Genomic DNA, 22,735 nt, shown 5'->3' with positions numbered 1-22,735 from the left:
TGACAGAAAAACCAAAGTGATATCACCTTTTTGTAAGTCGTCTGTTCTCGTACAACCGCAACAATTTGTTTTCACGCGATTACTTTCAAGGGAGACACCATGCCGATCATTGTCGAGCTGCTGAACCAAGCCACTTATCAGGATCAGCAAGACCTGCAGAAGATCTACCGTGACGCCCCGGACTGGCTGTTTGCGCCATTCACTGGGGAAATGCAGCTGATCGAAGACTGCCTGCAGGACGGTTCGCTGATCGCCGGACGCTTCAACGATCGCCTGTTGGGTGCGGCACGTTTGCAACGGCACCACGACGTCTGGCATTTGTCCCATTTATGCGTACGAAAAATCACCCGTCGCCGTGGGGTTGCCGAGCGTCTGGTGAACGAAGCGCAGAAAATGGCGTCGCAATCAGGCGCGACATTGCGTCTATTGGCGCCTGCCGGGCACCTCGAAGCTCAAGCGCTAGCGGCTAAGCTGAAAGTGCCGCTGGATGAGCTCCCGCAGTGATCACTGACCGGTCAGCCACTTCGGAGCGCTATACTCCCCGGCTAAATTTCGAATTCGACTAATACAAGGACTCGCCCATGAAAGCGTTCGGCAAAATCCTGGGTCTGGTACTTCTCGGGCTGTTGCTGATCATTGTGGCGCTGGGCTTTGCCCTGACCCACCTCTTCGATCCCAACGACTATAAAGACGAGATTCGCCAGATTGCCCGCGACAAGGCCCACATCGAGCTGACGCTCAATGGCGATATCGGCTGGAGCCTGTTTCCCTGGCTGGGCCTGGAATTGCACGACGCCAGTGTTGCGACCCTGGCCAAGCCTGCCGAACCGTTCGCAGACTTGCAGATGCTCGGCCTGTCGGTGCGCGTGATTCCGCTGCTGCGCCGCGAAGTGCAGATGAGCGATGTGCGCGTCGAAGGCCTGAACCTGCGCCTGAACCGCGACAAGGACGGCCACGGCAACTGGGAAGACATCGGCAAGGTCCCGGCTCCTGCCACCCCGACGACCTCGGCCACGCCGCCCGCCACCACCGGCGAGCCCGCACCAACGACTACTGCCCAGGCAGAAAAACCGGCCCAGCCGATCCGCCTGGACATCGACAGCCTGACCGTCAACAACGCCCGCGTTGAGTACAGCGACGAGAAAACCGGCAAGCTGTTCAGCGCCGAAAGCATCCAGCTGAGCACTGGTCCTGTGCACGACTCGACCAACATCCCGGTCAAACTCACCGCGTTCCTCGGTACCAACCAACCGGTTCTGCGGGTGCGGACCGAGCTGGCCGGCGAGTTGCGTTTCGAGCGTGCGCTGCAGCGCTACAAATTCGAAGACATGAAGCTCTCCGGTGAAGTCGCTGGCGATCCGCTGCAAGGCAAGACCATGACCTTCGCCGCTCAAGGTCAGCTGCTGCTGGACAAGGCAGCCAACGTCGCCGAATGGACCGGCATTAAAATCTCCGCCAACCAGCTGCGCGCCTTGGGTGAACTGAAGGCCAACGACCTCGACAAGACCCCGCAAATCAGCGGTGGCCTGTCGATTGCTCAATTCGATCTGGCGAAATTCGTCGACAGCATCGGCCAGAAACTCCCGGCGATGGCCGAAGGCAGCCTGAGCAAAGTCGAGCTGGCCAGCCAGGTTGCCGGCACGCCGACCAGTTTGTCCCTCGACAACCTCAACCTGAAACTCGACGACAGCACTTTCAGCGGCCGCATCGCTGTCGAGGACTTCGCCAAGCAATCGCTGCGCGCAACCCTCAAGGCTGACACCTTCAACGTCGACCGTTACTTGCCGCCAAAATCCGCCGAAGCCAACAGCGCGAAGCAGGTGCGTGAGGCCGAAGTGGCCAGCACCGAGAGCGAGGCGATGGCTGGCGCGGGCAGTTCCCCGCTGCCACCCTCACCGACCAAAGGCCCGTGGAGCACCGAGCGTCTGTTGCCGGTGGAACGCCTGAGCAAACTCGACGTGGACGCCGACCTGACCTTCGGCCAGCTGACCCTCGACAAACTGCCAATTCAGAATGCTGCCCTCAAGGCCACCGGCCAAGGCGGCCTGCTGACGTTGGAGAACCTGCGCGGCGACCTGTACGACGGCAACTTCGAAGCCAAAGGTACCCTGGACGTGCGCCAGCAAGTGCCGGCGCTGAACATGCAGACGCGCATCAGCAAAGTGCCTGTAGAAAAAATCCTCGAAAGCCAAGGGAAAAATCCACCGGTCCAAGGCCTGGTTACGCTCGATAGCGCGCTGACCAGCAGCGGCAATAGCCAGAGCGTGCTGATCGACAACCTCAACGGCAATGCCAGTTTCGTCATCAACAATGGCGTGCTGCTAAATGCCAACCTTGAGCAGCAACTGTGCAAAGGCATCGCCACCCTGAATCGCAAAACCCTCACGGGCGAGCCACGGGGCAAGGACACACCGTTCGAAGAGCTCAAGGGCAACCTGACCTTCCACAACGGCGTGGCCAGCAACCCCGACCTGAAAGTGCGCATCCCGGGCATGACCGTCAACGGTAACGGCGACATTGACCTGCGAGTGCTGGGCATGGATTACCGCGTCGGCGTGATCGTCGAAGGTGACAAGAGCGACATGCCGGACCCAGCCTGCCAGGTCAGCGAGCGCTTCGTCGGCATCGAGTGGCCGCTGCGCTGCCGTGGCCCGCTGGAACTGGGTGCCAAGGCTTGCCGCGTCGACAACGAACGCATGGGACAAGTCGCGAGCAAACTGGCTGGCGAGCGGATCAGCGAAAAAATCGACGAGAAGCTTGGCGATAAAGTCAGCCCGGAACTGAAAAACGCGCTCAAGGGGCTGTTCAAGCGATGAGAGCCGAGCAGTTTTCAACGGCGGTGCTGGATTGGTACGACCGCCACGGCCGCCACGATTTGCCTTGGCAACAGGGCATCACCCCTTACCGGGTGTGGGTCTCGGAAATCATGTTGCAGCAGACCCAGGTCAGCACCGTGCTGAATTACTTCGACCGTTTCATGGCCTCGTTGCCAACGGTCGAAGCTCTGGCCGCCGCGCCGGAAGACGAAGTGCTGCACCTGTGGACTGGTCTCGGTTATTACACCCGCGCGCGCAACTTGCAGAAGACCGCGAAGATTGTCGTTGCCGAATATGGCGGCGAGTTTCCCCGTGATGTGGAAAAGCTCACCGACCTGCCAGGTATCGGCCTGTCCACGGCTGGCGCGATTGCCAGCCTGAGCATGGGCCTGCGGGCGCCGATCCTCGATGGCAACGTCAAACGGGTGCTGGCGCGCTTTACCGCGCAAGAGGGTTATCCGGGCGAGCCCAAGGTTGCCAAACAGCTGTGGGCCAACGCTGAGCGCTTCACGCCACACGATCGAGTCAACGCCTACACCCAGGCGATGATGGATCTGGGCGCCACGCTCTGCACCCGCAGCAAACCGAGCTGCCTGCTTTGCCCGCTGGAAAAGGGTTGCGAGGCGCACATGCTTGGCCTCGAAACCCGCTACCCGATCCCCAAGCCGCGCAAAGCCGTGCCACAGAAGCGCACGTTGATGCCGATGCTCGCCAATGGCGAAGGGGCGATTCTGCTTTACCGTCGCCCTTCCACGGGCCTGTGGGGCGGTCTCTGGAGCCTGCCGGAACTCGACAACCTCGACGACCTGCAACATCTGGCTTCGCAGCATTCGCTGGAATTGCGCAGCCAACAGGCACTGCCGAGCCTGGTGCATACTTTCAGCCACTTTCAGTTATCCATCGAACCCTGGCTGGTTCAGGTCCAGGAGGCTGGCCATCCCGTGGCCGAGGCCGACTGGCTCTGGTATAACCTCGCCACCCCGCCGCGCCTGGGCCTTGCCGCCCCGGTCAAAACCTTGCTCGAACGCGCGGCCGCCGTATTGAACGCAGGAGAGTCGTCATGACCCGCACCATCATGTGCCGCAAGTACAAAGAAGAATTGCCCGCCCTGGAGCGCGCTCCATTTCCGGGTGCAAAAGGTCAGGACATTTTTGACCACGTATCGCAAAAGGCCTGGGCCGACTGGCAGAAGCACCAGACCCTGCTGATCAACGAAAAACGCCTGAACATGATGAACGCCGAAGACCGCAAATATCTTCAAGGCGAGATGGACAAGTTCTTTTCCGGCGAGGAATACGCCAAGGCCGAAGGCTACGTTCCGCCGGCTGAATAATCCCGTTTTTTCGGGGGTCGGATCGTAAGCGACGGTAATAATTAAAATTTTTTTGAAAACTTTCTTGACGACCCCCTGAAAAACCAGTTTAATGCGCCCCGTTGCCCAGATAGCTCAGTCGGTAGAGCAGGGGATTGAAAATCCCCGTGTCGGCGGTTCGATTCCGTCTCTGGGCACCAAATACCGAAAACCCTGAATCGCAAGATTCAGGGTTTTTTTTATGCCCGCGATTTGATCAGGTATCGTGCAAGCGTCTCTCCTGACTAGTTTTCACCGCCCCAGTGGAAAACCAGATTGCGAGCGGCACCACTGCCTACATCCGCTGTATCCCGCCGCACCTCACCCTTATGCGTCGCGACAACGGTGTACTTGCCGGCAGGTAGCTGAACGTAAACCAGCGGCCCAGCCTCACTCAGCGTCAGTACGGGTTGTCCTGCTGCTTTTTCGATGACCACATCCACATCGGGAACGTATTCATCCTTAGGTCCGGTGGAGAAAGTCATGTGCAAGTTATAGCCCCGGGTTTGTTGAATGGCTCGCGCCTCATCCTCTCCGATCCCCCCGGACAGGTACGTAATCCCGTTTTGCTGTTGCTGCTGGACTTGCACGCCTGTGCTGTCGATCGGTTCAAGACTGGCGGCGTTAAGCAGGACTGGAAACATCATTACGCCGACGGCGGCGATGGGCAGCATGAATGAATGGACGTTCTTCATGATGGCGACTCCCGGGTTACGCAGAACCCAATCGTTACTCTTTTTAGATTTGTTACCGAATGTTCAAGTTTTAGATCGATTCGCACTTGGGCTCACTGCGAATCGGACTACGTGATGTGCTCCTCATGCATGGGCTGCCGTCGGCCCGGTCCTGCAAAGCAAATTCGCCTTTCCTTCCGATTTACCAGCAACGCCCGGCATCGCGCACCATCACTCTCTTGCCATCCTCTTGTGCCTGTTTCCTTCAGCCGCGGAAAATGTCATGAGTTCCCTCAAATCCGGTAACACTCAAGATTCACAGATCACCTCACTGCTCGGCAATCTTGGCGAATTGATCCGTGAAGCGCGCCAGAAGGTGCTGCGAGCGGTCGATACCGTTCAGGTGCAAACCTGTTGGCAAATCGGACGGCATATTGTGGAGTTCGAGCAGGAAGGCGCTCGGCGGGCGGTTTATGGCAAGCAGTTGCTATCGACGCTGGCGAAAGTACTGACGTCGGAGTTTGGGAAAGGTTTTGACGAACGCAACCTGCGATACATGCGGGACTTTTATCAGACCTTTCCAATTTGGAACGCAGTGCGTTCCGAATTGAGCTGGACCCATTACCGCAGACTGCTACGAGTCGACAACGACAACGCTCGCCACTGGTACATGAACGAATCGGCTCTGCAGAACTGGTCAAGTCGCGCCCTCGAGCGCCAGATCAATACCCTCTATTACGAACGCTTGCTGGCGAGCCGCGACCGGGCTGCCGTTAAACAGGAAGCCGCCACCAACATCCAGAAAATGAACGCCAGCCCTCGGGATTTCATCCGGGACCCAGTGCTACTGGAATTTCTCGGCCTGCCCAATGCGGGCTTGATCCAGGAAAGCGAACTTGAACAAGCATTGATCAATCAACTCCAGGGCTTCCTGCTCGAACTGGGCAAAGGCTTCGCCTTCATCGCTCGCCAGCAACGCATCAGTACCGAGAGCAAAGACTTCTACATCGATCTGGTGTTCTACAACTACCTGCTCAAGTGCTTCGTCATCTTCGATCTCAAGCGCGGCGTTCTGACCCACCAGGATGTAGGCCAGATGGACATGTACGTGCGCATGTACGACGACCTCAAGCGCGGACCGGAGGATGGCCCCACTGTCGGCCTCATTCTCTGCGCGCAAAAAGATGAATCGGTGGTGCGCTACTCAGTGCTGCAAGGCAACGAACAACTGTTCGCCAGCACCTACAGACTGGTGCTGCCGAGCGAGGAGGAACTTCGCACAGAACTGGATCGGGAATGGGCGGTGCTTGAAGAGCGGTTACTCAAGCAGAGGCTCCGATAAGCACGGGTGGATTGTTCATGAACGGCGTGAAGACTATGGTGGTTGGCTAACCGCAAAGGTTCAACGCCGATGAATTTGCAGGACATACCCTCACTGGCCCCGACGCAACGTGAATTGCCGTTACCCACCGGCACACCTGGTGAATCTTTCAAGGAGCCCGCCGCCGACGGTTTCATCCTTGGCGGCTTCACCTGGCGGCATGCGAATAAAGACCCAACCCGTCCGGTGGTGATTATCAACGCTGCTACTTCAGTCCGCTGCCGACACTACTCGCGCTTCGCCGATTACCTGTTCGCCAACGGCTTCGACGTAATCACCTATGACTACCGCGGCATCGGCGAGTCGCGCCCCGCGTCGTTGAAAGGGCTTGAAGCTTCATGGTCCGACTGGGGCGCACTGGATTTCGAGGCGATGCTGCAAAGAGCGCAACGCGAGTTTGCGCAACAACCCATCAATGTCGTTGGCCACAGCTTCGGCGGTTGCGCGGCCGGGCTGGGAGCCTCCGGGCATTTGATCCGACGCCTGGTGACGGTGGGTGCGCAGTTCGCTTACTGGCGCGACTACGCCCCTGCTCATCGCTGGCGAATGTTTGGCAAGTGGCATGTGGTGATGCCATTGATGACCATGCTTTATGGCTACTTTCCCGGCAAACGCCTCGGCTGGCTCGAAGACACCCCGGCCGGTGTAGTCCGCGACTGGAGCATGCCCGCCGCCCAATATGAGAAACGCCCCAGCGCTCGCGTCATCCACGCCGAAAGCGGCCCGCTGCCGTTCGGGAACGTCACCGCCCAAACGCTGGCCATCAGCCTCAGTGATGATCCCTATGGCACGATTCCGGCCGTTGAACGCCTGCTCGGCTACTTCACCAACAGCACAAATACTCACCTGCGAATCACCCCTGAAGACATCGGCGAAGAAGAAGTCGGACATTTCGCCTTTTTTCGCGGCGCATACCAAGCCACACTATGGCCCATTGCATTGTCCTGGCTGCAGACCGGCGAGCTGGCCCCCGATACACCCGGGCGGCGAGTGCCACGCAGCTGATGGATGCGCCCTCTCAACGAATTACGGAACGAAGCCCATGGCCTCCGCCAACAAGCAGAACAAACGCGCCTCCCGCGCCAAAGCCAAGGCCAAGCAGAACCGCACCCAGCGGGCTGCCACGCCGGTCGAGCTGGACCCGAACGACGATCGCATCGACTTCGAATCGGTGGACCTGACCGAACTGTTCAAAGAAATGATCGATGCGGCAAAGATCAGTCAACAGGCGATGTGCGCGGCCTTTCTTGAACACCCCCTGCTCGCGCTGGTGCTGGAACAGGAAGGCGAAGAAACCGCGACAGACTTCATCATCGCTGCGCTGATCGAGTATCGCCAATGGTCCACCGAAGCTGACGAAGCCAGCGCCTTGGCGTGGATCGAATCCCCGGCCTTCCAGGCTGACTACGTGGCAGCTTCCGAAGTCATCGCAGCCCAAAACCAACAGAAACCAAACTGAGTCCCCATGGCATCCCTGAACAAGCAACAGAAACGCGCCAAACGCGCCAAGATCAAAGCCAGGCAAATCAATATCCACGGCAGAAAACCCGCAGAGCTGGACGATGACCTGGGCGAACTCGGCGAGCCGATCCCGGAATACACCCTGGCGATGTTCAGCAAAATGCGTGACGCCGAGGCCACCAGCCGCAACGACATGCTGCTGACCCTGCTGTCGAACCTCGCCGAAATCATCAGCGATCATCCAGAACTGCTGGACATGGAAAACGCCGACAACGAAGCCATGGCCGCCACGCATCTGGCCGCCGACATGCTGATCGACTACCGCATGTGGGCCGATGGCATGGACCGCGACGCCGCCCAGGCCTGGCTGACCGACCCGCAATTCATCACCGACTTTGGCGATGCGCTGGACAGCTATCGCCAGTCGCTGGACCTGCCGGTGGAAAAGGCCGAGTAAGGCTACCCCGGAAATAAAAACGGCCGCTTGTCATCACTGACAGCGGCCGTTTTGCATTACGCGGTACGAATCAGTTCAGCACCACCGCGCCCACTTTCTGCAGCTTGCGACGGCGAGCCACAAACAACCCGGCAGCCACCACCAACAAGCTCAGCAAACCAGTCGCGAGGATCTCCACGCGGTGGGCTTCCTGGAACAGCATGATGGTCAGGGCCGCGACAATGAATACGATCACCGCGTAGGTCAGGCCCGGAAACAGCCACATGCTGAAGGCGATTTTTTCACCGTGAGCCATACGCTGTTTGCGCATACGCAGTTGCGAAATCGCGATCACCAGGTACACCAGCAACGCGATGGCGCCAGAGCTGGCCAGCAGGAATTCGAATACAGCGGCCGGGGCCACGTAGTTGGCGAACACTGCAAGGAACGCAGCTGCGGTCGACAGCATCACGGCCCAGTAAGGTGTGCCGCTGCTGTTGGTGCGCTGGGAAACGGCCGGCGCATCGCCGCGTTTACCCAACGAGAACATCATGCGCGAAGCAGTGTAGAGCGCCGAGTTCAGGCAACTGGTTACCGCAACCAGAACCACGATATCGACGATCAGCTTGGCATTCGGGATACCCATGCGCTCCAGCACAGTCTGGTAGGAACCGACACTGGCCAGAATCGGGTCGTTCCATGGCACCAAGGCCACAACGATGAAGATGGATACGAGGTAGAACAAACCAATCCGCCAGATAACCGAGTTGGTAGCCTTGGAAATCTGCTGGCCAGGGTTCTTCGATTCCGCGGCCGCGATGGTCACGATCTCGGTGCCCATGAAGGAAAACATGGTGGTCAGGATGGCACCCAGCACCGCGCCCATGCCGTTTGGCAGGAAGCCTTGAGTGTCGAACAGGTGCGAGACGCCGCTAACCTGGCTGGTTGGCAAAAAGCCGAAGATCGCCAGAATGCCAAGACCGATAAAGCCGATGATCGCTACGACTTTGACCAGGGCGAACCAGAACTCGAACTCTCCGTAGTTCTTCACACTAAACAGGTTGGTCACCGTTAGCAGCAACGTGATAACCAGCGTGAAGGCCCAGATCGCCACATTCGGGAACCAGGCATGCAAGATGGTTGCGGCAGCGTTAGCCTCCAGCGGGATGACCAAAACCCAGAACCACCAGTAGAGCCAGCCGATGGTGAAACCGGCCCAGTGACCGATGGCGCGATCGGCATATGTCGAGAAGGAACCTGTATCTGGCGAGGCAACGGCCATCTCGCCGAGCATTCGCATTACCAGAACCACCAGAGCACCGGCGGCCGCGTAGGCCAACAGCACGGCCGGCCCTGCAGCGGCGATGGCATGGCCGGAGCCGACAAACAGCCCGGCGCCGATAACCCCGGCGATCGACAGCATGGTCACATGACGCGGTTTTAGCCCCTGCTCGAGGCCGTTGGAGGAGCTTTGGCTACTACTCATTAAGACTACCTTTGCAAGTAAAGCGATGACGTCGGCCCGGTCTGACATTCCGTCTCGTAAAAAGAATCCAACAGGGCGTTTCTTATTCTGCACGCAATAATTACGCCAAAATGTTTCATGCGCCCGCGATACGGGGCCTGCGCGCGAATCGAGCAGTCATCGCAAGTCATTGAGATTAATGGCATTTCGCCAGAGCGTTACCCTGCCACCCACTCCAGGAGCGAATCGGCGCACCGGAAACACACCAAAAAATTGGTGCTCGCACAATAAAAGTGCAGATCAGGAACGTTTGTCCGGTTAACGCTTCCAACACCCCGCCAAAGCTGGCAACATCGCGCCTTTTTTTCGACAGCCGCCGCGCTTTTCATTCAAAAGCAGTGTTCAAACGGCTGTTTGGTTGTTGACGGGGCGACAGTCTGCTGTGCCGATGCGACAACCTGCCACATGCCACCCGTTTACCGTCCGTAGCGCTGTTGGCTGCCATTCGAACGCTATGCTAGCTTGGCCGCCTCGCCAGGAAGGCCACCAACAGCAGGAGCGAAAACACTATGAGGAACGCACATGGCTGAGGCCGCGCCCGCGCTTGAAATCCGCAACTTGCACAAACGCTACGGACAGCTTGAGGTGCTCAAAGGCATCTCGCTGACCGCCCGCGACGGCGATGTGATCTCGATCCTGGGCTCCTCCGGTTCCGGCAAGTCCACGTTCCTGCGTTGCATCAACCTGTTGGAAAACCCGCACCAGGGCCAGATCCTGGTGGCCGGTGAAGAACTCAAGCTCAAAGCCGCCAAGAACGGCGAACTGGTCGCTGCCGATGGCAAGCAGATCAATCGCCTGCGCAGCGAGATCGGTTTTGTATTTCAAAACTTTAATCTCTGGCCGCACATGAGCGTGCTCGACAACATCATCGAAGCCCCGCGCCGCGTGCTCGGCCAAAGCAAACGCGACGCCATCGAAGTCGCCGAAGCCTTGCTGGCCAAGGTTGGTATCGCTGACAAACGCCACGCCTACCCGGCGCAACTCTCCGGCGGCCAGCAGCAACGCGCGGCCATCGCCCGTACTCTGGCGATGCAGCCCAAGGTGATCCTGTTCGACGAGCCCACCTCCGCCCTTGACCCGGAAATGGTCCAGGAAGTACTTAATGTCATCCGCGCATTGGCCGAAGAAGGCCGCACCATGCTGCTCGTGACTCATGAAATGGGCTTTGCCCGTCAGGTTTCCAGCGAAGTGGTGTTCCTCCACCAAGGCTTGGTAGAAGAACAAGGATCGCCGCAGCAGGTGTTCGAAAACCCGCTTTCGGCGCGCTGCAAACAATTCATGTCCAGCAACCGCTAACGGAGCTACCCGCATGCAGAACTACAAAAAAATCTTCCTGGCCGCTGCTGTCACCCTGGCCTTCAGCGCCGGTGCCGCCGCCGAGACCTTGAAGATGGGCATCGAAGCGGCCTACCCGCCGTTCAACAACAAAGATGCCAGTGGCAATGTCGTCGGCTTCGACAGAGAAATCGGTGATGCCCTGTGCGCCAAGATGAAAGTCGAGTGCACCGTGGTCACGTCCGACTGGGACGGCATCATCCCGGCCCTGAACGCCAAGAAGTTCGACTTCCTGATCTCCTCGATGTCGATCACCGACGAGCGCAAGCAAGCGGTGGACTTCACCGAACCGTACTACTCCAACAAGCTGCAGTTCATCGCGCAGAAAGACAAAGAGTTCAAAACCGACAAGGATTCCCTGCAGGGGAAAGTGATCGGCGCACAACGCGCGACCCTCGCCGGCACCTGGATGGAAGACAACATGCCTGGCGTTGAAGTCAAACTCTATGACACCCAGGAAAACGCTTATCTGGACCTGACTTCCGGACGCCTGGACGGCATCCTGGCGGACAAGTACGTCAACTACGAGTGGCTGAAAAGCGACGCCGGTCGCTCGTATGAATTCAAGGGTGACCCAGTGGAAGAAAGTGACAAAATTGGTATCGCCGTGCGTAAAGACGACACCCTGCGCGCGAGGCTGAACCTTGCCCTGAAAGAAATCGTCGAAGACGGCACTTACAAGAAGATCAACGACAAGTACTTCCCGTTCAGCATCTATTGATTCTGACCTGCCTGACCGGCGCCGTTCGCTGACGGCGCCAGTCCTTGGCATTGCCTGCCGCGATTTGAAAAGAATTCCATGATTATCGACCTCTACGGATTCGGCCCGGCGCTCGCCGCTGGTGCGCTGATGACTGTGAAACTGGCACTCTCGGCCTTGTGCCTGGGGCTGGTGCTCGGTCTGCTCGGCGCCTTGGCCAAGACTTCCCCGTACAAGCCACTGCAATGGCTTGGCGGCACTTATTCCACACTGGTTCGCGGTATCCCGGAATTGCTCTGGGTGCTATTGATCTACTTTGGCACGGTCAACTTGATGCGTGCCTTGGGCGAGTTCTTCGGCAACCCCGACCTCGAACTCAATGCCTTCGCCGCCGGCGTGATTGCGCTGGGGCTGTGCTTCGGCGCCTACGCCACGGAAGTGTTTCGCGGTGCAATTCTGGCGATCCCAAAGGGTCACCGTGAAGCTGGCGTGGCCCTGGGCCTGTCGAAATTTCGCATCTTTACCCGGCTGATCATGCCGCAGATGTGGCGCATCGCCCTGCCCGGCCTGGGCAACCTGTTCATGATCCTGATGAAAGACACCGCGCTGGTCTCCGTCATCGGCCTGGAAGAAATCATGCGCCACACACAAATCGGCGTGACCATATCCAAGCAACCGTTCACCTTCTATATGGTGGCCGCCTTCATGTATCTGGGCCTGACCATTCTGGCTATGACCGGTATGCACTTTATGGAACGACGCGCCGCTCGCGGCTTCGCGAGGAGCGCCCAATGAACTGGGAAGTCATCATCAAGTGGCTGCCGAAACTGGCTCAGGGCGCGACGCTGACCCTCGAACTGGTGGCCATCGCCGTGATCGCCGGGTTGCTGTTGGCGATTCCGCTGGGCATCGCTCGTTCGTCGCGACTCTGGTATGTGCGGGCATTCCCCTACGGCTACATCTTCTTTTTCCGTGGTACGCCGTTGCTGGTTCAGCTGTTTCTGGTCTATTACGGCCTGGCGCAGTTCGACGCGGTGCGTAACAGCTCGATGTGGCCGTACCTGCGCAGTCCGTTCTGGTGCGCCACCGCGACCATGACCTTGCACACTGCAGCCTACATCGCCGAAATTCTGCGCGGTGCAATCCAGGCGATTCCGCCGGGCGAGATCGAAGCGGCGCGGGCGCTGGGCATGTCCCGGGCCAAAGCGCTGTTCTACATCATGCTGCCGCGTGCGGCGCGCATCGGCCTCCCGGCCTACAGCAACGAAGTGATCCTGATGCTCAAGGCCAGCGCCCTGGCCAGTACCGTGACCTTGCTGGAACTGACCGGCATGGCCCGCACCATCATTGCCCGCACCTACCTGCCGGTGGAGATCTTCTTCGCAGCAGGCATGTTCTATCTGCTGATGGCTTACGTGCTGGTTCGTGGCTTCAAGCTGCTGGAGCGCTGGTTGCGCGTCGATGCCTGCCAAGGTCGTTGATTCCTGCGTGCTGACGGGCGAGGCCCTGCTCGCCCGTTTCACTGCGCTGGATGCTTTTCTGATCGAGCATCAGGCGCTGTGGAAGCCTCGACCATTTACTCATCTGCAATTGCCTTGGGAAGCGTCCTACCCGGAGTTGGCGTTTTGGCTACGCGGACGGTCGCTGGAGGATGCGGAAAGCAGTCATAACCAACCTTGCTTGCTCAATGCGCCGGAGCCGTTTGCTTCATTGGCGGCGATGTCTGCTGAACTGAGCGCGGTGGATGAATTACCGGCTCATGCTCTTGAAGCGGCGGGCCATCGCTTGAATGTGGATGTGCCTGGACGCAAATGGCAGCAGATTGAAGCGTTCGCCAGTCGCCTGCAGTTTGCTCATGCACCGATGCATTGGCTGGATTGGTGTTCGGGCAAGGGCCATTTGGGGCGGCGCTTGTTGCAAACCGGGCAACAACTGACTTGCCTGGAATACGACCCCGCATTGGTTGCCAGCGGCCAGGCACTCAGCCAGCGTCATCAATTGCATGCGCTGCATGTCGAGCAGGATGTACTCGCGCCTGACGCAGCCTCTTTATTGAGCGCCGATCACACGCCAGTCGCGCTGCACGCTTGCGGGGATCTGCATGTGCGACTGATCCAGCTCGCCAGCGCCGCCGGTTGCAAACAACTGGCCGTCGCACCCTGCTGCTACAACCGGATCAGTCTGAACACCTATCAGCCGCTTTCCTGCACGGCTGAGCACTCCGACCTACGCCTTTCCCTCGATGATCTTGCGCTGCCGATGAGCGAAACCGTCACCGCCGGTGCTCGCGTCCGACGCCAGCGCGACACCTCAATGGCCCGGCGCCTGGCGTTCGACCTGCTGCAACGGCAACTGCGCGGCATCGACGAATACCTGCCAACACCTTCTCTGCCCAGCGCCTGGCTGGACAAACCTCTCGCCGATTACTGCCGCGATCTGGCCGCGCTCAAAGACTTATCCACAGTCGGCGTGCCAGATTGGACTACACTCGAAACCGCCGGTTGGCAGCGATTGGCTGAAGTCCGCAATCTGGAGCTGCTGCGAGGCCTTTTCCGACGGCCGCTGGAGCTGTGGCTGGTACTTGATCGGGCACTTTTCCTCATCGAGCAGGGTTACACCGTTCGTCTCGGCACCTTCTGTGAAACGCCACTCACGCCGCGCAATTTCCTACTCCTGGCAGAACGTCCTTAAAACAGCCACACCCTGTGGATAACTCTGTTGATGGAATTATCGTGGATCCAATATCCACGCTGTTTTACGCCTGAAACACTGCTGATCATTTTTTGTTCACACAAATAAAAAACCCGCAAAACAGGCATTTGCGGACAAATGAGAACGAGTCTACAAAATCGTAATGAACAGGTAGTCGCCCCTGGTCCATTGTGCATAAGCATTTAATCAAAACGACATAACCGCCGAATACCGGACATCCATAGCGGAAAATTGCGCCTTGCAATACCCCTTGCTATACCAGCATGCAGGGGCGCCGACAGTGCGGCCATGAACAGAACAATCTGACCGACAGGATGCAACCGTGACGTTCATTTCTTACGCACAGAATTTCGAAGACATCCGCCTGTGGCGCGCCCTCAAATACGTTGAAAACGGCTTCTATATCGACATCGGTGCCAACGACCCCACCCAGGACTCCGTCACCAAAGCCTTCTACGACCGCGGCTGGACCGGCATCAACGTCGAACCCATGCCAAATTACTACGACGCCCTGTGCCAACAACGCACTAACGACATCAACCTGCAATGCGTGGCCGGCGAAAGCGCCGATGACCTGACCTTCTACGGCATCGCCGGCACTGGCCTGTCGACCCTCGACCCGGCCCTGGCCCAGCAACACAAAGACGCCGGCATGGACGTGCGCAGCCAAACCGTCAAATCCCGCACCCTGGCCTCCATCTGCGAACAACACGCCCGGAACCGCCCCATCCACTTTTTGAAAATCGACGTCGAAGGCCACGAAGAAACCGTCCTGCGCGGCATGGACTTCACCCAGTGGCGGCCGTGGATCATCCTGATCGAAACCCCATGGGAACGCGACCAGACCTGGGAAACCCTCGTCACCGGCGCCGGCTACCAGTCCATCCTGTTCGACGGCATCAACACCTACTACCTCGCTGAAGAACACTTGGCCCTCAAACCCGCCTTCGACATCCCGCCATGCAACCTGGACGACTTCCGGTTCTGCCGCGGCCACAATTTCAGCCACCCCGTGAGCGACGCCGAAAACCACCTCGCCGCCGCCCTGCAACGCGCCGAACAGGCAGAAGCGCAGCTGCGGGCGATGCAAAATAGCCGAGCTTGGAAAGCCATTCAGAAACTCAAGAAAGTGCTGGTTCGTGCCTGACCGAAAGCCTGTGTAAAAATAGTCTGAATTCAGGGGTTTACAGAACCAATCCAATCGCTATAATCGTCGCCCTAACACGCCGGTATAGCTCAGTTGGTAGAGCAACTGACTTGTAATCAGTAGGTCCCGGGTTCGACTCCTGGTGCCGGCACCACATTAGGCTCCATTGCATTCCACCGAATGCTCTGGAAGCCCCGAAAACCCGCCCTTTGGCGGGTTTTTTCGTTCCAGGACCCTCTGTCGGGATCCAACAAAATCCCCCTTCCCCGAGGGTATGTTAGGGGTACTGCGATTTTCCGGTCAGGAGCGCGTACCCCTATGCCACGTCTAGCGATCCCTCTCAGCGACCTGCAATGCCGCACGGCCAAAACCCGCGAACGCGCCTACAAACTGTTCGACGGCGGCGGCATGTACCTTTTCGTCAAACCCAATGGCGTGAAGACCTGGCGCTTGAAGTACACCAAGCCCAGCGGCAAGGAAGGTACGCTCATCATCGGCAATTACCCCATCGTTACCCTTTCCGTCGCACGACGTAAGCGAGACGAAGCCAAGGCGTTGCTGCTCGACAACCTCGACCCAATGGAAGAAAAGAAGAAGGCCAAGATCGTAGCCCAGCGGGCGGCACTGCTTTTCGAAACCGTTGCTCTGGAGTGGCACGCCGACATGTTCCGTCGCTGGACCGAAGGACACGCAAAAACCGTGATGAGCCGACTGCGTACCCACGTCTTCCCGCTGATCGGCCAACGGCCCATCGCCGAACTCGATACCCACGACCTGCTAGAGATCACCCAGCGCATCAAGGAACGCGGCACTATGGATGTGGCGTTAAGGGTACAGAACTACTTATCCACCATCATGCGCGGGGCCAAAAGGGCTCGGCAGATCACCATGAATCCCGCGCTGGATCTGGCAGGCTCGATCCACGCGCCGCGCACAGTCCATCGCCCGGCCCTTTCCCTCAACCGCCTACCCGAACTGCTACACCGTATCGACAACTACAACGGCCGCGAGCTGACGCGCCTTGCCGTCCTGTTGACGCTGCACGTATTCGTCCGCTCCAGCGAACTGCGCTTCGCACGATGGAGTGAGTTCGATTTCCAACGTGCCATGTGGGAAATCCCCGACACGCGCGCACCGATTGAAGGGGTACGCAACTCCACACGTGGGACCAAGATGAACGGCGACATTCAAATGGTTCCGCTATCGCCGCAGGTCATCGAAATACTGGAGCGCCTGCGCAGCCTCAGTCGCTTTTCAGAGTTGGTGCTACCGGGCGACCACAAGTACTGGAAGCCCATGTCCGAGAACACGGTGAACACCATGCTCCGCAACGTCGGCTATGACACCAGCAAGGACGTGTGCGGCCACGGCTTCAGGACCATGGCCTGTAGCGCCCTACTGGAGTCCGGGTTATGGACCGACGCAGCCATCGAAAGACAAATGAGCCACAAGGAACGCAACCGCGTGCGCGCCGCGTATATCCACAAAGCTGAATTTCTGGAGCAGCGCAGGCTGATCATGGCGTGGTGGAGCAACTACATCGACGCCAACCGCCACGGGCATGTGACACCCCACGAATTCGCTCACCCAGTCGGCGACAACATCACGGCCCTACAAAATAGCCGTGGCGCATCCAAACGTGGGTAAGCCTGTGAGATCACCGTTGTCCGCCCTTCCACGCGGGTCCATCCAAGCGGGGCTGCAAAGCCGCCCTGCTTGGATGGACCTCATTTAAAAAATCTAAAGCCCACGGAAATTGTCTGTGGAAAACCATAGATTTCCACCGGTGGATAATTTCATCCACAGCCGCAGAGTTCCCGAAAACTCGAGCCTTGACCCAAATTATCCACAGGCGTAGAAAAGATCGGGCAAGTGCTGTCTTTGACAGCAACCCAGGTAGCCAGAACCTTTAAGGCTACGCCACACCGTGGTGGTTCTCCCAAAGTGCGATTAGCGTCCGGCGGCTCGCACGCTCACAGCGATGTGATGGATGCCTACTTTTACCAGTGTGCCCACTGCGGCAACTTCCCCCTTTCATAGCTGCCTTGCAGCAACCTATCCGCTTGGCCATTTCCTTGCGCCAACCTGCGCCCGTCTCTTTCTCCCGGAAAGAGACGGGCGCTCCTACCGCTGCTGCAGCCCAACTCGTACAAGGCTTTGCGGCATTTCCCCTCGTGACAATCGGCGTGACAAATACCGAAGTCACCAGCAACAGCGATGCAGATGATGGTGCCGCAGCCCACGGAATGGACTGCACCTGACTGACAGTCAGGCATGCCCCGGTCATCGCATAGCTGCCTTCACCCGACTCAGGATCTCGCGGCGCTGGTCTCGTCAGCCAGTGCAGCCTCCACCCGCCCACTTCCTCGTAAGTGCTCAGGAGGCCAGATCATGAGATGCCCAAGCTCCCGGTCGTAAAGAGCCGCCAGTCCCGCGTTAGTGGACAACCCTCACAGGTCGCAGGGGCCTTGATCCCTGATAACACTCAACATTCGTGGCGGGATGACGTGGGGAAAGTTTTAAAAGTTTTGGTTTCGAGAGGGGTTTGATCATGGCGCTAGTAGGTAGGCGCGATGGGCGAAATTTTGGCTATGGTCGGCAACTGAGTTATGCCGGGCCGCAAGCATTGAAAGATCTGTTTAGCGGTGGGCATTACGGGACCGTCAAAGCACACAGTGATCGGTGGCAGGCGTTTGTGCGCTGGTGTCGTTCAGAGGATGGGCCGGGGTTTAACGATGCGCGACAGATAGATCGGCAGACCTTGTTGGACTATGCCGGACATCTGCGCCAACAAGTTGAACATGGCAGGCTTGCCATCGCGACTGCGCAAAACCGTTTGTCTAGCTTGAACCGAACCATGGCGGCGCTTCGCGGTGATCAGTATGTGAAAGTGCCGAGCCCGAGTAAGGCACTGGGAATGCGGCGCACCGGTGTTCGTCGTTCAGTGCCGCAAGGCCAGGACCGCGAACAGGTGAAGCGGATCGTAGAGGTGCTTTGCGAAAACCAGCAGCCGCGCGCCGCGGCCATCGCTCAGTTAGCGCGAGCCACCGGTATGCGCTTGCGCGAGGCGATTTTGGCCGACCTTCCCCGTCTAAAACGTGAAGCCAAGCAATTCGGAAAGATCAACATCCAGGACGGCATCAAAGGTGGCCGTTCAGGCGCATCAGCACCTCGTTGGATTACGGTAAATGATCATATTCGTGACGCACTGAGGTTTGCCGAACAGGTCTCGCCCGACGGTAGCCGCAACCTATTAGCCCCGCACGAAAGCTACCTGGATTTCATACAGGGCACCGTCCGTCCCATTCGAGACCTCCTCCATAAACACAACCTCAAAGGCTTTCATGAACTACGGGCTGCCTTTGCATGCGAACGCTATGAGCAAATCACCCAGCATCCCGCGCCTATCAACGGTGGCCATTGCCACCAACTCGACCGACGCCTCGATCAGGAGGCCCGAGTGCAAATCAGCTATGAGCTGGGGCACAACCGTATCGTCGTGGCCGCCGCCTACATTGGTGGTCGAGCGTGAGCACGGCATTCGATATGGATCTGTTCCTGGTGAGCGTCCTGACCGGGTCGTATACCACGCGTCAACGCCACTTGCGTCAGGCGAAGGCTATCCAAACAGCAATCGCTGAGCGCTGGCAACGCGAAAATCCATGGACTTGGCAGAGAAAACACCTTGCGTGGTTTTTGAATCACCACCTAAACCAGCACACTGAATCGACGCGCTATTACTATTTGCTGACCATGCAATTACTCACTCATCGCTTAGGAAAACCCTGGCAGTTCAACCGCTAGACGAAGGTCAAAACGGCCGATTGTGTTGAAAAAGTCGACCCGGCCGAGCTACCCATTTATCGAACGGTGAAAATGCCATTTTTGCACACCGCTACGTCAAATCTGAGCCTTGAACCCTCTGCGCAACGCACGAATTTCAATCTCGAACGCGTACTTTTCTGCCGTAGAAACAGAAGTCGACTTTTTCAACAAAATCGGCCAAAAGCAGTCATTGGAGCGAATCTAGAAAACGACACCATTCAAAGTAACTCTATTGCTTGTGTTTCATGCAGAATATTTTTTGATTTAATGCAAATATAGCAATAAATATGGTGAGGATATTCATGGTAGCTAGAAAGCCCGAAAACCTCTCAGGACTATCAGACCTTATCGTGACAGAGCTGCAAATATTTTGATTAGAAACCGCGTTCCAGATTGCTAAATACGTCAAGATTGTGACAGTCGCAAAAAACAGCATCGCGCAGCTGTTACGTTTCATCCAACGACGCTTTTTCTCAAAAAGTGTTTTGATGTAAGAATCTCTATCGAGCTTACATTCAGACTGATCAAGTATATTGGGTAAGGCGAAAGCAATAATTCCGGTGTTCACAAGCATTATAATAGTGCGCAGACCAAACTGTTCGTAAAAGCACCAGATTCGGTGGGGCGTTGCTAGGCCCGAAAGCTGATTAGACATAAAGCTAAGGTATGAGGTGATTACTTCAAGCATATACGCGACCTCTAAATAAACTCGAAATCATCTGCGGTCCAGTAGTTCCAGTTCGCTTCTGTGAAATTACTGAGCTTGTTAGTAGTCATAAACTCTCTAGGGATTATGTATTCTGAGTCAGTTTCATCTTTTATTTGCTTGACTGTTCTGGCATCCAAAAGAGGGAGATCCATGAGGGTTTTGTACATGGCTTTGTTTTTTTTGTTGGACAATTTGTGGTTATGTGCGGCTAGTTTTTTTCTACACCCGATAGCGTAGTCTAGCACTTTCATACAAAGTTCAGCACCTGCTTCCACTCCATTTTTGTTCGTCGCAACTGCACCGCCAAGAAAGAGGCTGACTTTCGGCCCATAAAGCTCGTAGTATAAGTGCAGAAGCCCCGTGGATATACCACCGGATATGGTGGGTATGAAGTGTGACTTATGAATGTGACTGGTATAGCGATTTATAGATTCTGCTAGCAGTGTTATGTCCTCTGTTGCATTGTAATGTCTCTTATTCCCCGGTAGGGCAACAAAGCCGCCAGGGTACATTATGTCGATGCCACAGTGGGACAGGAACTTATCAAAAAAAACATCCGGTATGCGTTGGGAGAGTGCTTTTTTGATTAGTGGGTAGGATGTAATTATTATTTGTGCGTTAACCTCTTTTACTTTTTTTATTTTGGATATTGCGTCAAGCCCGGCATCTATTTTTACAGTTATAGGATGATTGGATACAGACTTTGACAACTTCTCTATTGCCCGCTCCAGATTGCCTGAGTAGTTACTCAGGTTTACAGAGTATGAAGAAATATTGCCTCTCGGCTTGTGGAACTCTGCGACCTGACTAGCGAGGTCGATATGCCAATCGAGGTCGTGCTCATTTAGAAGCATTTTTCTTGTATCAGGTTCAATTATGTTGAAACCAAGTCTAGCTGCGTCTATGCACTGATTTTTGAAGTCTTCATTAGATAACCCAAGCCTGGGTTTTACTGAAAATCCTAGGAGTGGTGTGAAGTGATCTAATTCGAACCTGTTTCGAATGGAGCGTGGCTGGGTACGTTTTAGCACTAAGCTATGTTCAAGCTCTTGCCATTGAACGTCATTAATATAAATTCGCTTAATTGATGAATTTGATAGGCTGAACATATCTCCCACGATGGAGTCAACGAGGTGTGTGTCTCCGCCAGAGTCAATGGGGAAGTAGCGTGAAGGAATGCTTAGTTCAAAAAAATATTCTTTGCCTCTGATGTGAGTGAATTTATTTTCTAGAAGTCGCGGATCTAAAGTATTTTGAATGTCAATGCTTAAACGATCGATAATTTTTTTTGAGTAGCTGTCAAAACTACCAGCGAGGATGTTTTGTCGAATTGACAGAAATATGCTCTCAATTGTATTACTTGATTCATCGGAGAGTTCAATTAATCCATTGATTGTTATACGTGACATGTCAGATCGTCCGGGTTAAATAAAGCTGTGACTTCAAATGCAATGTACGAATTACTAGGAGTTTTCAATATGCTGTGCGCTTTCTCTGTGGCGTCCACCAAAGAAGAAGCTGTAGGTATAACGCTTTGGAAGTTGCCGATTTTTGTAAGCACGGATTCAATCGAGGTTCCTGTAATTACTTTGTTAATGACACCCCAAAGTTTTTTGTTTGTGTTATAGCCCAGTCTCAGCTCTACTGGCCTGCCTGAGTATATATGGCGCTCTGTGAATTGCCCCCTTGCACGGCGCAACTCCCAAGTTTTTTTATTATCGGCAAACCATAAAAAAGGGTCTTGTGATAGAGGTACGAACAGGCGTGCGTTTTCGACGCATGATGTGTTTGTGATTTTATTCCAGTAGTAAAGTTTTACACAGGGCTTACGTTTGGGGAAGAGATCGCCATTAGAAATATAAGGTGCTGTGCTCTGATTCCTAAGCTTGATCTTTGTGAAGCCAGCGTACTCTAGAAAGTCACGTGACAGTGACTCTTGAATTCCACATGTTCGAATGACTTCTACATGCTGCACTGGAAAGGGTATCACTGCTGGAATAGCTTTCAGTGTCTCCAGCATCAAATGGGTTCCAATTTGATACCCGCTATACTTTTGCGCTTTTGCTATTCGACTAACCCAAATCAATTTTAACTGATTCTGTAGTGTATTATGCGTTTCGTAAGGCGTGCTCCCCCAGTTTTCAAAGCTTATATCTAAATCATCGCATAGTGACGTATTAATATAGTATCTGCCCTTGGGGTTGCCAAATTTCAGAGTATCGAGAATACAGCATGCGATAATTTCGTCACGTTCCTTAAGAGCAAAAAAAATCCCCCTATTAGGTGAGGATAGATAGTGAACTTGTGATATTAGGGCAGAACACGCCTTCTTGTCCTTTTCAGATACTACAATTGAAAATGTGAGGGGTGGGAGTTCTGGAATGCTGATTGCTTTGCAGTAGTATGGATATACCTGAACTAGTGCTTCATTAACTTTAATGCATACCACCTTGTCTGCATCCAAAGTAAAAACGGCATCGGAATAGGATAATGCGGACTTGTAAGATTTTGACAAGCCAAAAGGTATATGAATTTCGGTTTTGTTGGGAAGTCGCAAAATGCGCTGGCTGCATATGATTTTCATCCTCCGAATCCTTTTTGAGAACTAATTTTTATAGGTGGTGAATTGATATTTTAATGTCTGACTCTGATCTGCTTCTCTT

General features: G+C 55.8%; 22 protein-coding genes and 2 tRNA genes. 19 read left to right on the top strand and 5 right to left on the bottom strand.

Annotated features, from left to right (window positions below; genetic code table 11):
• Positions 1 to 99 precede the first annotated feature (99 nt).
• The 5 genes from AB3226_RS16360 to AB3226_RS16340 all read left to right on the top strand — a co-directional run bounded on the left by AB3226_RS16360 (position 100) and on the right by AB3226_RS16340 (position 4,328).
• Complete coding sequence (locus AB3226_RS16360) at positions 100 to 504, top strand: acetyl-CoA sensor PanZ family protein (RefSeq protein WP_367373804.1); 405 nt, start codon at positions 100 to 102, stop codon at positions 502 to 504.
• Between the two features lie 77 nt (positions 505 to 581).
• Positions 582 to 2,816 carry an AsmA family protein gene (locus AB3226_RS16355; protein WP_367373803.1) on the top strand — a complete coding sequence of 745 codons (2,235 nt, stop codon included), beginning with the start codon at positions 582 to 584 and terminating at the stop codon, positions 2,814 to 2,816.
• Positions 2,813 to 3,880: an A/G-specific adenine glycosylase gene (mutY, locus tag AB3226_RS16350; RefSeq protein WP_367373802.1), complete on the top strand. Its 1,068-nt coding sequence runs from the start codon at positions 2,813 to 2,815 to the stop codon at positions 3,878 to 3,880. The genes AB3226_RS16355 and mutY overlap by 4 nt, the downstream gene beginning before the upstream one ends.
• On the top strand, positions 3,877 to 4,149 hold the full coding sequence (locus tag AB3226_RS16345; RefSeq protein ID WP_367373801.1) for an oxidative damage protection protein: 273 nt from the start codon (positions 3,877 to 3,879) through the stop codon (positions 4,147 to 4,149). The genes mutY and AB3226_RS16345 overlap by 4 nt, the downstream gene beginning before the upstream one ends.
• A gap of 103 nt (positions 4,150 to 4,252) precedes the next feature.
• A tRNA-Phe gene (locus AB3226_RS16340) sits at positions 4,253 to 4,328 on the top strand.
• An 84-nt stretch (positions 4,329 to 4,412) separates the two neighbouring features.
• On the opposite strand, the gene AB3226_RS16335 is transcribed toward AB3226_RS16340, so the two are convergent.
• Positions 4,413 to 4,862 carry a carboxypeptidase regulatory-like domain-containing protein gene (locus tag AB3226_RS16335; protein ID WP_367373800.1) on the bottom strand — a complete coding sequence of 150 codons (450 nt, stop codon included), beginning with the start codon at positions 4,860 to 4,862 and terminating at the stop codon, positions 4,413 to 4,415.
• Positions 4,863 to 5,124: 262 nt separating this feature from the next.
• Here AB3226_RS16335 and AB3226_RS16330 point away from each other — a divergent pair, with 262 nt between their 5' ends.
• The 4 genes from AB3226_RS16330 to AB3226_RS16315 all read left to right on the top strand — a co-directional run bounded on the left by AB3226_RS16330 (position 5,125) and on the right by AB3226_RS16315 (position 8,140).
• Positions 5,125 to 6,183 carry a YhcG family protein gene (locus tag AB3226_RS16330; RefSeq protein WP_367373799.1) on the top strand — a complete coding sequence of 353 codons (1,059 nt, stop codon included), beginning with the start codon at positions 5,125 to 5,127 and terminating at the stop codon, positions 6,181 to 6,183.
• 69 nt (positions 6,184 to 6,252) lie between these two features.
• Positions 6,253 to 7,227 (top strand): alpha/beta fold hydrolase, encoded by a 975-nt coding sequence (locus tag AB3226_RS16325; protein WP_367373798.1) that lies wholly within the window; start codon positions 6,253 to 6,255, stop codon positions 7,225 to 7,227.
• A 37-nt stretch (positions 7,228 to 7,264) separates the two neighbouring features.
• Entirely contained in the window at positions 7,265 to 7,681 is a 417-nt protein-coding gene (locus tag AB3226_RS16320) for a hypothetical protein (protein WP_367373797.1), read from the top strand.
• A 6-nt stretch (positions 7,682 to 7,687) separates the two neighbouring features.
• Positions 7,688 to 8,140, top strand: coding sequence for a hypothetical protein (locus tag AB3226_RS16315; protein WP_367373796.1), 453 nt, complete (start codon positions 7,688 to 7,690; stop codon positions 8,138 to 8,140).
• A 70-nt stretch (positions 8,141 to 8,210) separates the two neighbouring features.
• On the opposite strand, the gene gabP is transcribed toward AB3226_RS16315, so the two are convergent.
• The gene (gabP, locus tag AB3226_RS16310) at positions 8,211 to 9,605 is read right to left on the bottom strand and encodes a GABA permease (protein ID WP_367373795.1); all 1,395 of its coding nucleotides are present in this window, start codon (positions 9,603 to 9,605) and stop codon (positions 8,211 to 8,213) included.
• A gap of 561 nt (positions 9,606 to 10,166) precedes the next feature.
• Here gabP and AB3226_RS16305 point away from each other — a divergent pair.
• The 10 genes from AB3226_RS16305 (at position 10,167) to AB3226_RS16260 (ending at position 19,342) form a co-directional block, all read left to right on the top strand.
• A complete protein-coding gene (locus tag AB3226_RS16305) occupies positions 10,167 to 10,940 on the top strand; it encodes an ABC transporter ATP-binding protein (protein WP_367373794.1) in 774 nt (257 codons plus the stop codon).
• Positions 10,941 to 10,953: 13 nt separating this feature from the next.
• Positions 10,954 to 11,700 carry an ABC transporter substrate-binding protein gene (locus AB3226_RS16300; RefSeq protein WP_367373793.1) on the top strand — a complete coding sequence of 249 codons (747 nt, stop codon included), beginning with the start codon at positions 10,954 to 10,956 and terminating at the stop codon, positions 11,698 to 11,700.
• A 78-nt stretch (positions 11,701 to 11,778) separates the two neighbouring features.
• Positions 11,779 to 12,474, top strand: coding sequence for an ABC transporter permease (locus AB3226_RS16295; protein WP_367373792.1), 696 nt, complete (start codon positions 11,779 to 11,781; stop codon positions 12,472 to 12,474).
• The gene (locus AB3226_RS16290; protein WP_123498398.1) at positions 12,471 to 13,160 is read left to right on the top strand and encodes an ABC transporter permease; all 690 of its coding nucleotides are present in this window, start codon (positions 12,471 to 12,473) and stop codon (positions 13,158 to 13,160) included. The genes AB3226_RS16295 and AB3226_RS16290 overlap by 4 nt, the downstream gene beginning before the upstream one ends.
• Positions 13,141 to 14,370, top strand: coding sequence for a methyltransferase (locus tag AB3226_RS16285; RefSeq protein WP_367373791.1), 1,230 nt, complete (start codon positions 13,141 to 13,143; stop codon positions 14,368 to 14,370). The genes AB3226_RS16290 and AB3226_RS16285 overlap by 20 nt, the downstream gene beginning before the upstream one ends.
• Before the next feature lie 343 nt (positions 14,371 to 14,713).
• Positions 14,714 to 15,538, top strand: a complete 825-nt coding sequence (locus tag AB3226_RS16280) for an FkbM family methyltransferase (protein WP_367373790.1) — start codon at positions 14,714 to 14,716, stop codon at positions 15,536 to 15,538.
• Positions 15,539 to 15,616: 78 nt separating this feature from the next.
• Positions 15,617 to 15,692, top strand: a tRNA-Thr gene (locus AB3226_RS16275).
• Positions 15,693 to 15,856: 164 nt separating this feature from the next.
• The gene (locus AB3226_RS16270) at positions 15,857 to 17,185 is read left to right on the top strand and encodes a phage integrase central domain-containing protein (protein ID WP_050681838.1); all 1,329 of its coding nucleotides are present in this window, start codon (positions 15,857 to 15,859) and stop codon (positions 17,183 to 17,185) included.
• 904 nt (positions 17,186 to 18,089) lie between these two features.
• A complete protein-coding gene (locus AB3226_RS16265; RefSeq protein ID WP_050681837.1) occupies positions 18,090 to 19,070 on the top strand; it encodes an integrase domain-containing protein in 981 nt (326 codons plus the stop codon).
• Positions 19,067 to 19,342 carry a hypothetical protein gene (locus AB3226_RS16260; protein ID WP_082239583.1) on the top strand — a complete coding sequence of 92 codons (276 nt, stop codon included), beginning with the start codon at positions 19,067 to 19,069 and terminating at the stop codon, positions 19,340 to 19,342. Before AB3226_RS16265 ends, AB3226_RS16260 begins: the two co-directional genes overlap by 4 nt.
• Before the next feature lie 250 nt (positions 19,343 to 19,592).
• Here AB3226_RS16260 and AB3226_RS16255 read toward each other — a convergent pair whose 3' ends face one another.
• The 3 genes from AB3226_RS16255 to AB3226_RS16245 are packed head-to-tail and all read right to left on the bottom strand — an operon-like array spanning position 19,593 to position 22,656.
• Complete coding sequence (locus tag AB3226_RS16255) at positions 19,593 to 20,051, bottom strand: hypothetical protein (protein WP_050681836.1); 459 nt, start codon at positions 20,049 to 20,051, stop codon at positions 19,593 to 19,595.
• 11 nt (positions 20,052 to 20,062) lie between these two features.
• The gene (locus AB3226_RS16250) at positions 20,063 to 21,481 is read right to left on the bottom strand and encodes a RuBisCO large subunit C-terminal-like domain-containing protein (protein ID WP_050681835.1); all 1,419 of its coding nucleotides are present in this window, start codon (positions 21,479 to 21,481) and stop codon (positions 20,063 to 20,065) included.
• Complete coding sequence (locus tag AB3226_RS16245) at positions 21,469 to 22,656, bottom strand: hypothetical protein (RefSeq protein WP_367373789.1); 1,188 nt, start codon at positions 22,654 to 22,656, stop codon at positions 21,469 to 21,471. Before AB3226_RS16245 ends, AB3226_RS16250 begins: the two co-directional genes overlap by 13 nt.
• Positions 22,657 to 22,735: the final 79 nt, after the last annotated feature.

The organism is Pseudomonas lini (assembly GCF_964063345.1).
In the GTDB taxonomy this organism is placed as follows: Bacteria; Pseudomonadota; Gammaproteobacteria; order Pseudomonadales; family Pseudomonadaceae; genus Aquipseudomonas; species Aquipseudomonas lini_B.
This window is presented reverse-complemented; position numbering and strand designations above follow the sequence as displayed.

Bases quoted from the DNA above. Each gene is read 5' to 3' on its own strand.
- gabP (WP_367373795.1), bottom strand. From the start codon at position 9,605: ATGAGTAGTAGCCAAAGCTCCTCCAACGGCCTCGAGCAGGGGCTAAAA.
- AB3226_RS16360 (WP_367373804.1), top strand. From the start codon at position 100: ATGCCGATCATTGTCGAGCTGCTGAACCAAGCCACTTATCAGGATCAG.
- AB3226_RS16300 (WP_367373793.1), top strand. From the start codon at position 10,954: ATGCAGAACTACAAAAAAATCTTCCTGGCCGCTGCTGTCACCCTGGCC.
- AB3226_RS16345 (WP_367373801.1), top strand. From the start codon at position 3,877: ATGACCCGCACCATCATGTGCCGCAAGTACAAAGAAGAATTGCCCGCC.
- AB3226_RS16265 (WP_050681837.1), top strand. From the start codon at position 18,090: ATGGCGCTAGTAGGTAGGCGCGATGGGCGAAATTTTGGCTATGGTCGG.
- AB3226_RS16290 (WP_123498398.1), top strand. From the start codon at position 12,471: ATGAACTGGGAAGTCATCATCAAGTGGCTGCCGAAACTGGCTCAGGGC.
- AB3226_RS16325 (WP_367373798.1), top strand. From the start codon at position 6,253: ATGAATTTGCAGGACATACCCTCACTGGCCCCGACGCAACGTGAATTG.
- mutY (WP_367373802.1), top strand. From the start codon at position 2,813: ATGAGAGCCGAGCAGTTTTCAACGGCGGTGCTGGATTGGTACGACCGC.
- AB3226_RS16250 (WP_050681835.1), bottom strand. From the start codon at position 21,481: ATGTCACGTATAACAATCAATGGATTAATTGAACTCTCCGATGAATCA.
- AB3226_RS16285 (WP_367373791.1), top strand. From the start codon at position 13,141: ATGCCTGCCAAGGTCGTTGATTCCTGCGTGCTGACGGGCGAGGCCCTG.
- AB3226_RS16305 (WP_367373794.1), top strand. From the start codon at position 10,167: ATGGCTGAGGCCGCGCCCGCGCTTGAAATCCGCAACTTGCACAAACGC.
- AB3226_RS16295 (WP_367373792.1), top strand. From the start codon at position 11,779: ATGATTATCGACCTCTACGGATTCGGCCCGGCGCTCGCCGCTGGTGCG.
- AB3226_RS16255 (WP_050681836.1), bottom strand. From the start codon at position 20,051: ATGCTTGAAGTAATCACCTCATACCTTAGCTTTATGTCTAATCAGCTT.
- AB3226_RS16245 (WP_367373789.1), bottom strand. From the start codon at position 22,656: ATGAAAATCATATGCAGCCAGCGCATTTTGCGACTTCCCAACAAAACC.
- AB3226_RS16270 (WP_050681838.1), top strand. From the start codon at position 15,857: ATGCCACGTCTAGCGATCCCTCTCAGCGACCTGCAATGCCGCACGGCC.
- AB3226_RS16320 (WP_367373797.1), top strand. From the start codon at position 7,265: ATGGCCTCCGCCAACAAGCAGAACAAACGCGCCTCCCGCGCCAAAGCC.
- AB3226_RS16330 (WP_367373799.1), top strand. From the start codon at position 5,125: ATGAGTTCCCTCAAATCCGGTAACACTCAAGATTCACAGATCACCTCA.
- AB3226_RS16355 (WP_367373803.1), top strand. From the start codon at position 582: ATGAAAGCGTTCGGCAAAATCCTGGGTCTGGTACTTCTCGGGCTGTTG.
- AB3226_RS16335 (WP_367373800.1), bottom strand. From the start codon at position 4,862: ATGAAGAACGTCCATTCATTCATGCTGCCCATCGCCGCCGTCGGCGTA.
- AB3226_RS16315 (WP_367373796.1), top strand. From the start codon at position 7,688: ATGGCATCCCTGAACAAGCAACAGAAACGCGCCAAACGCGCCAAGATC.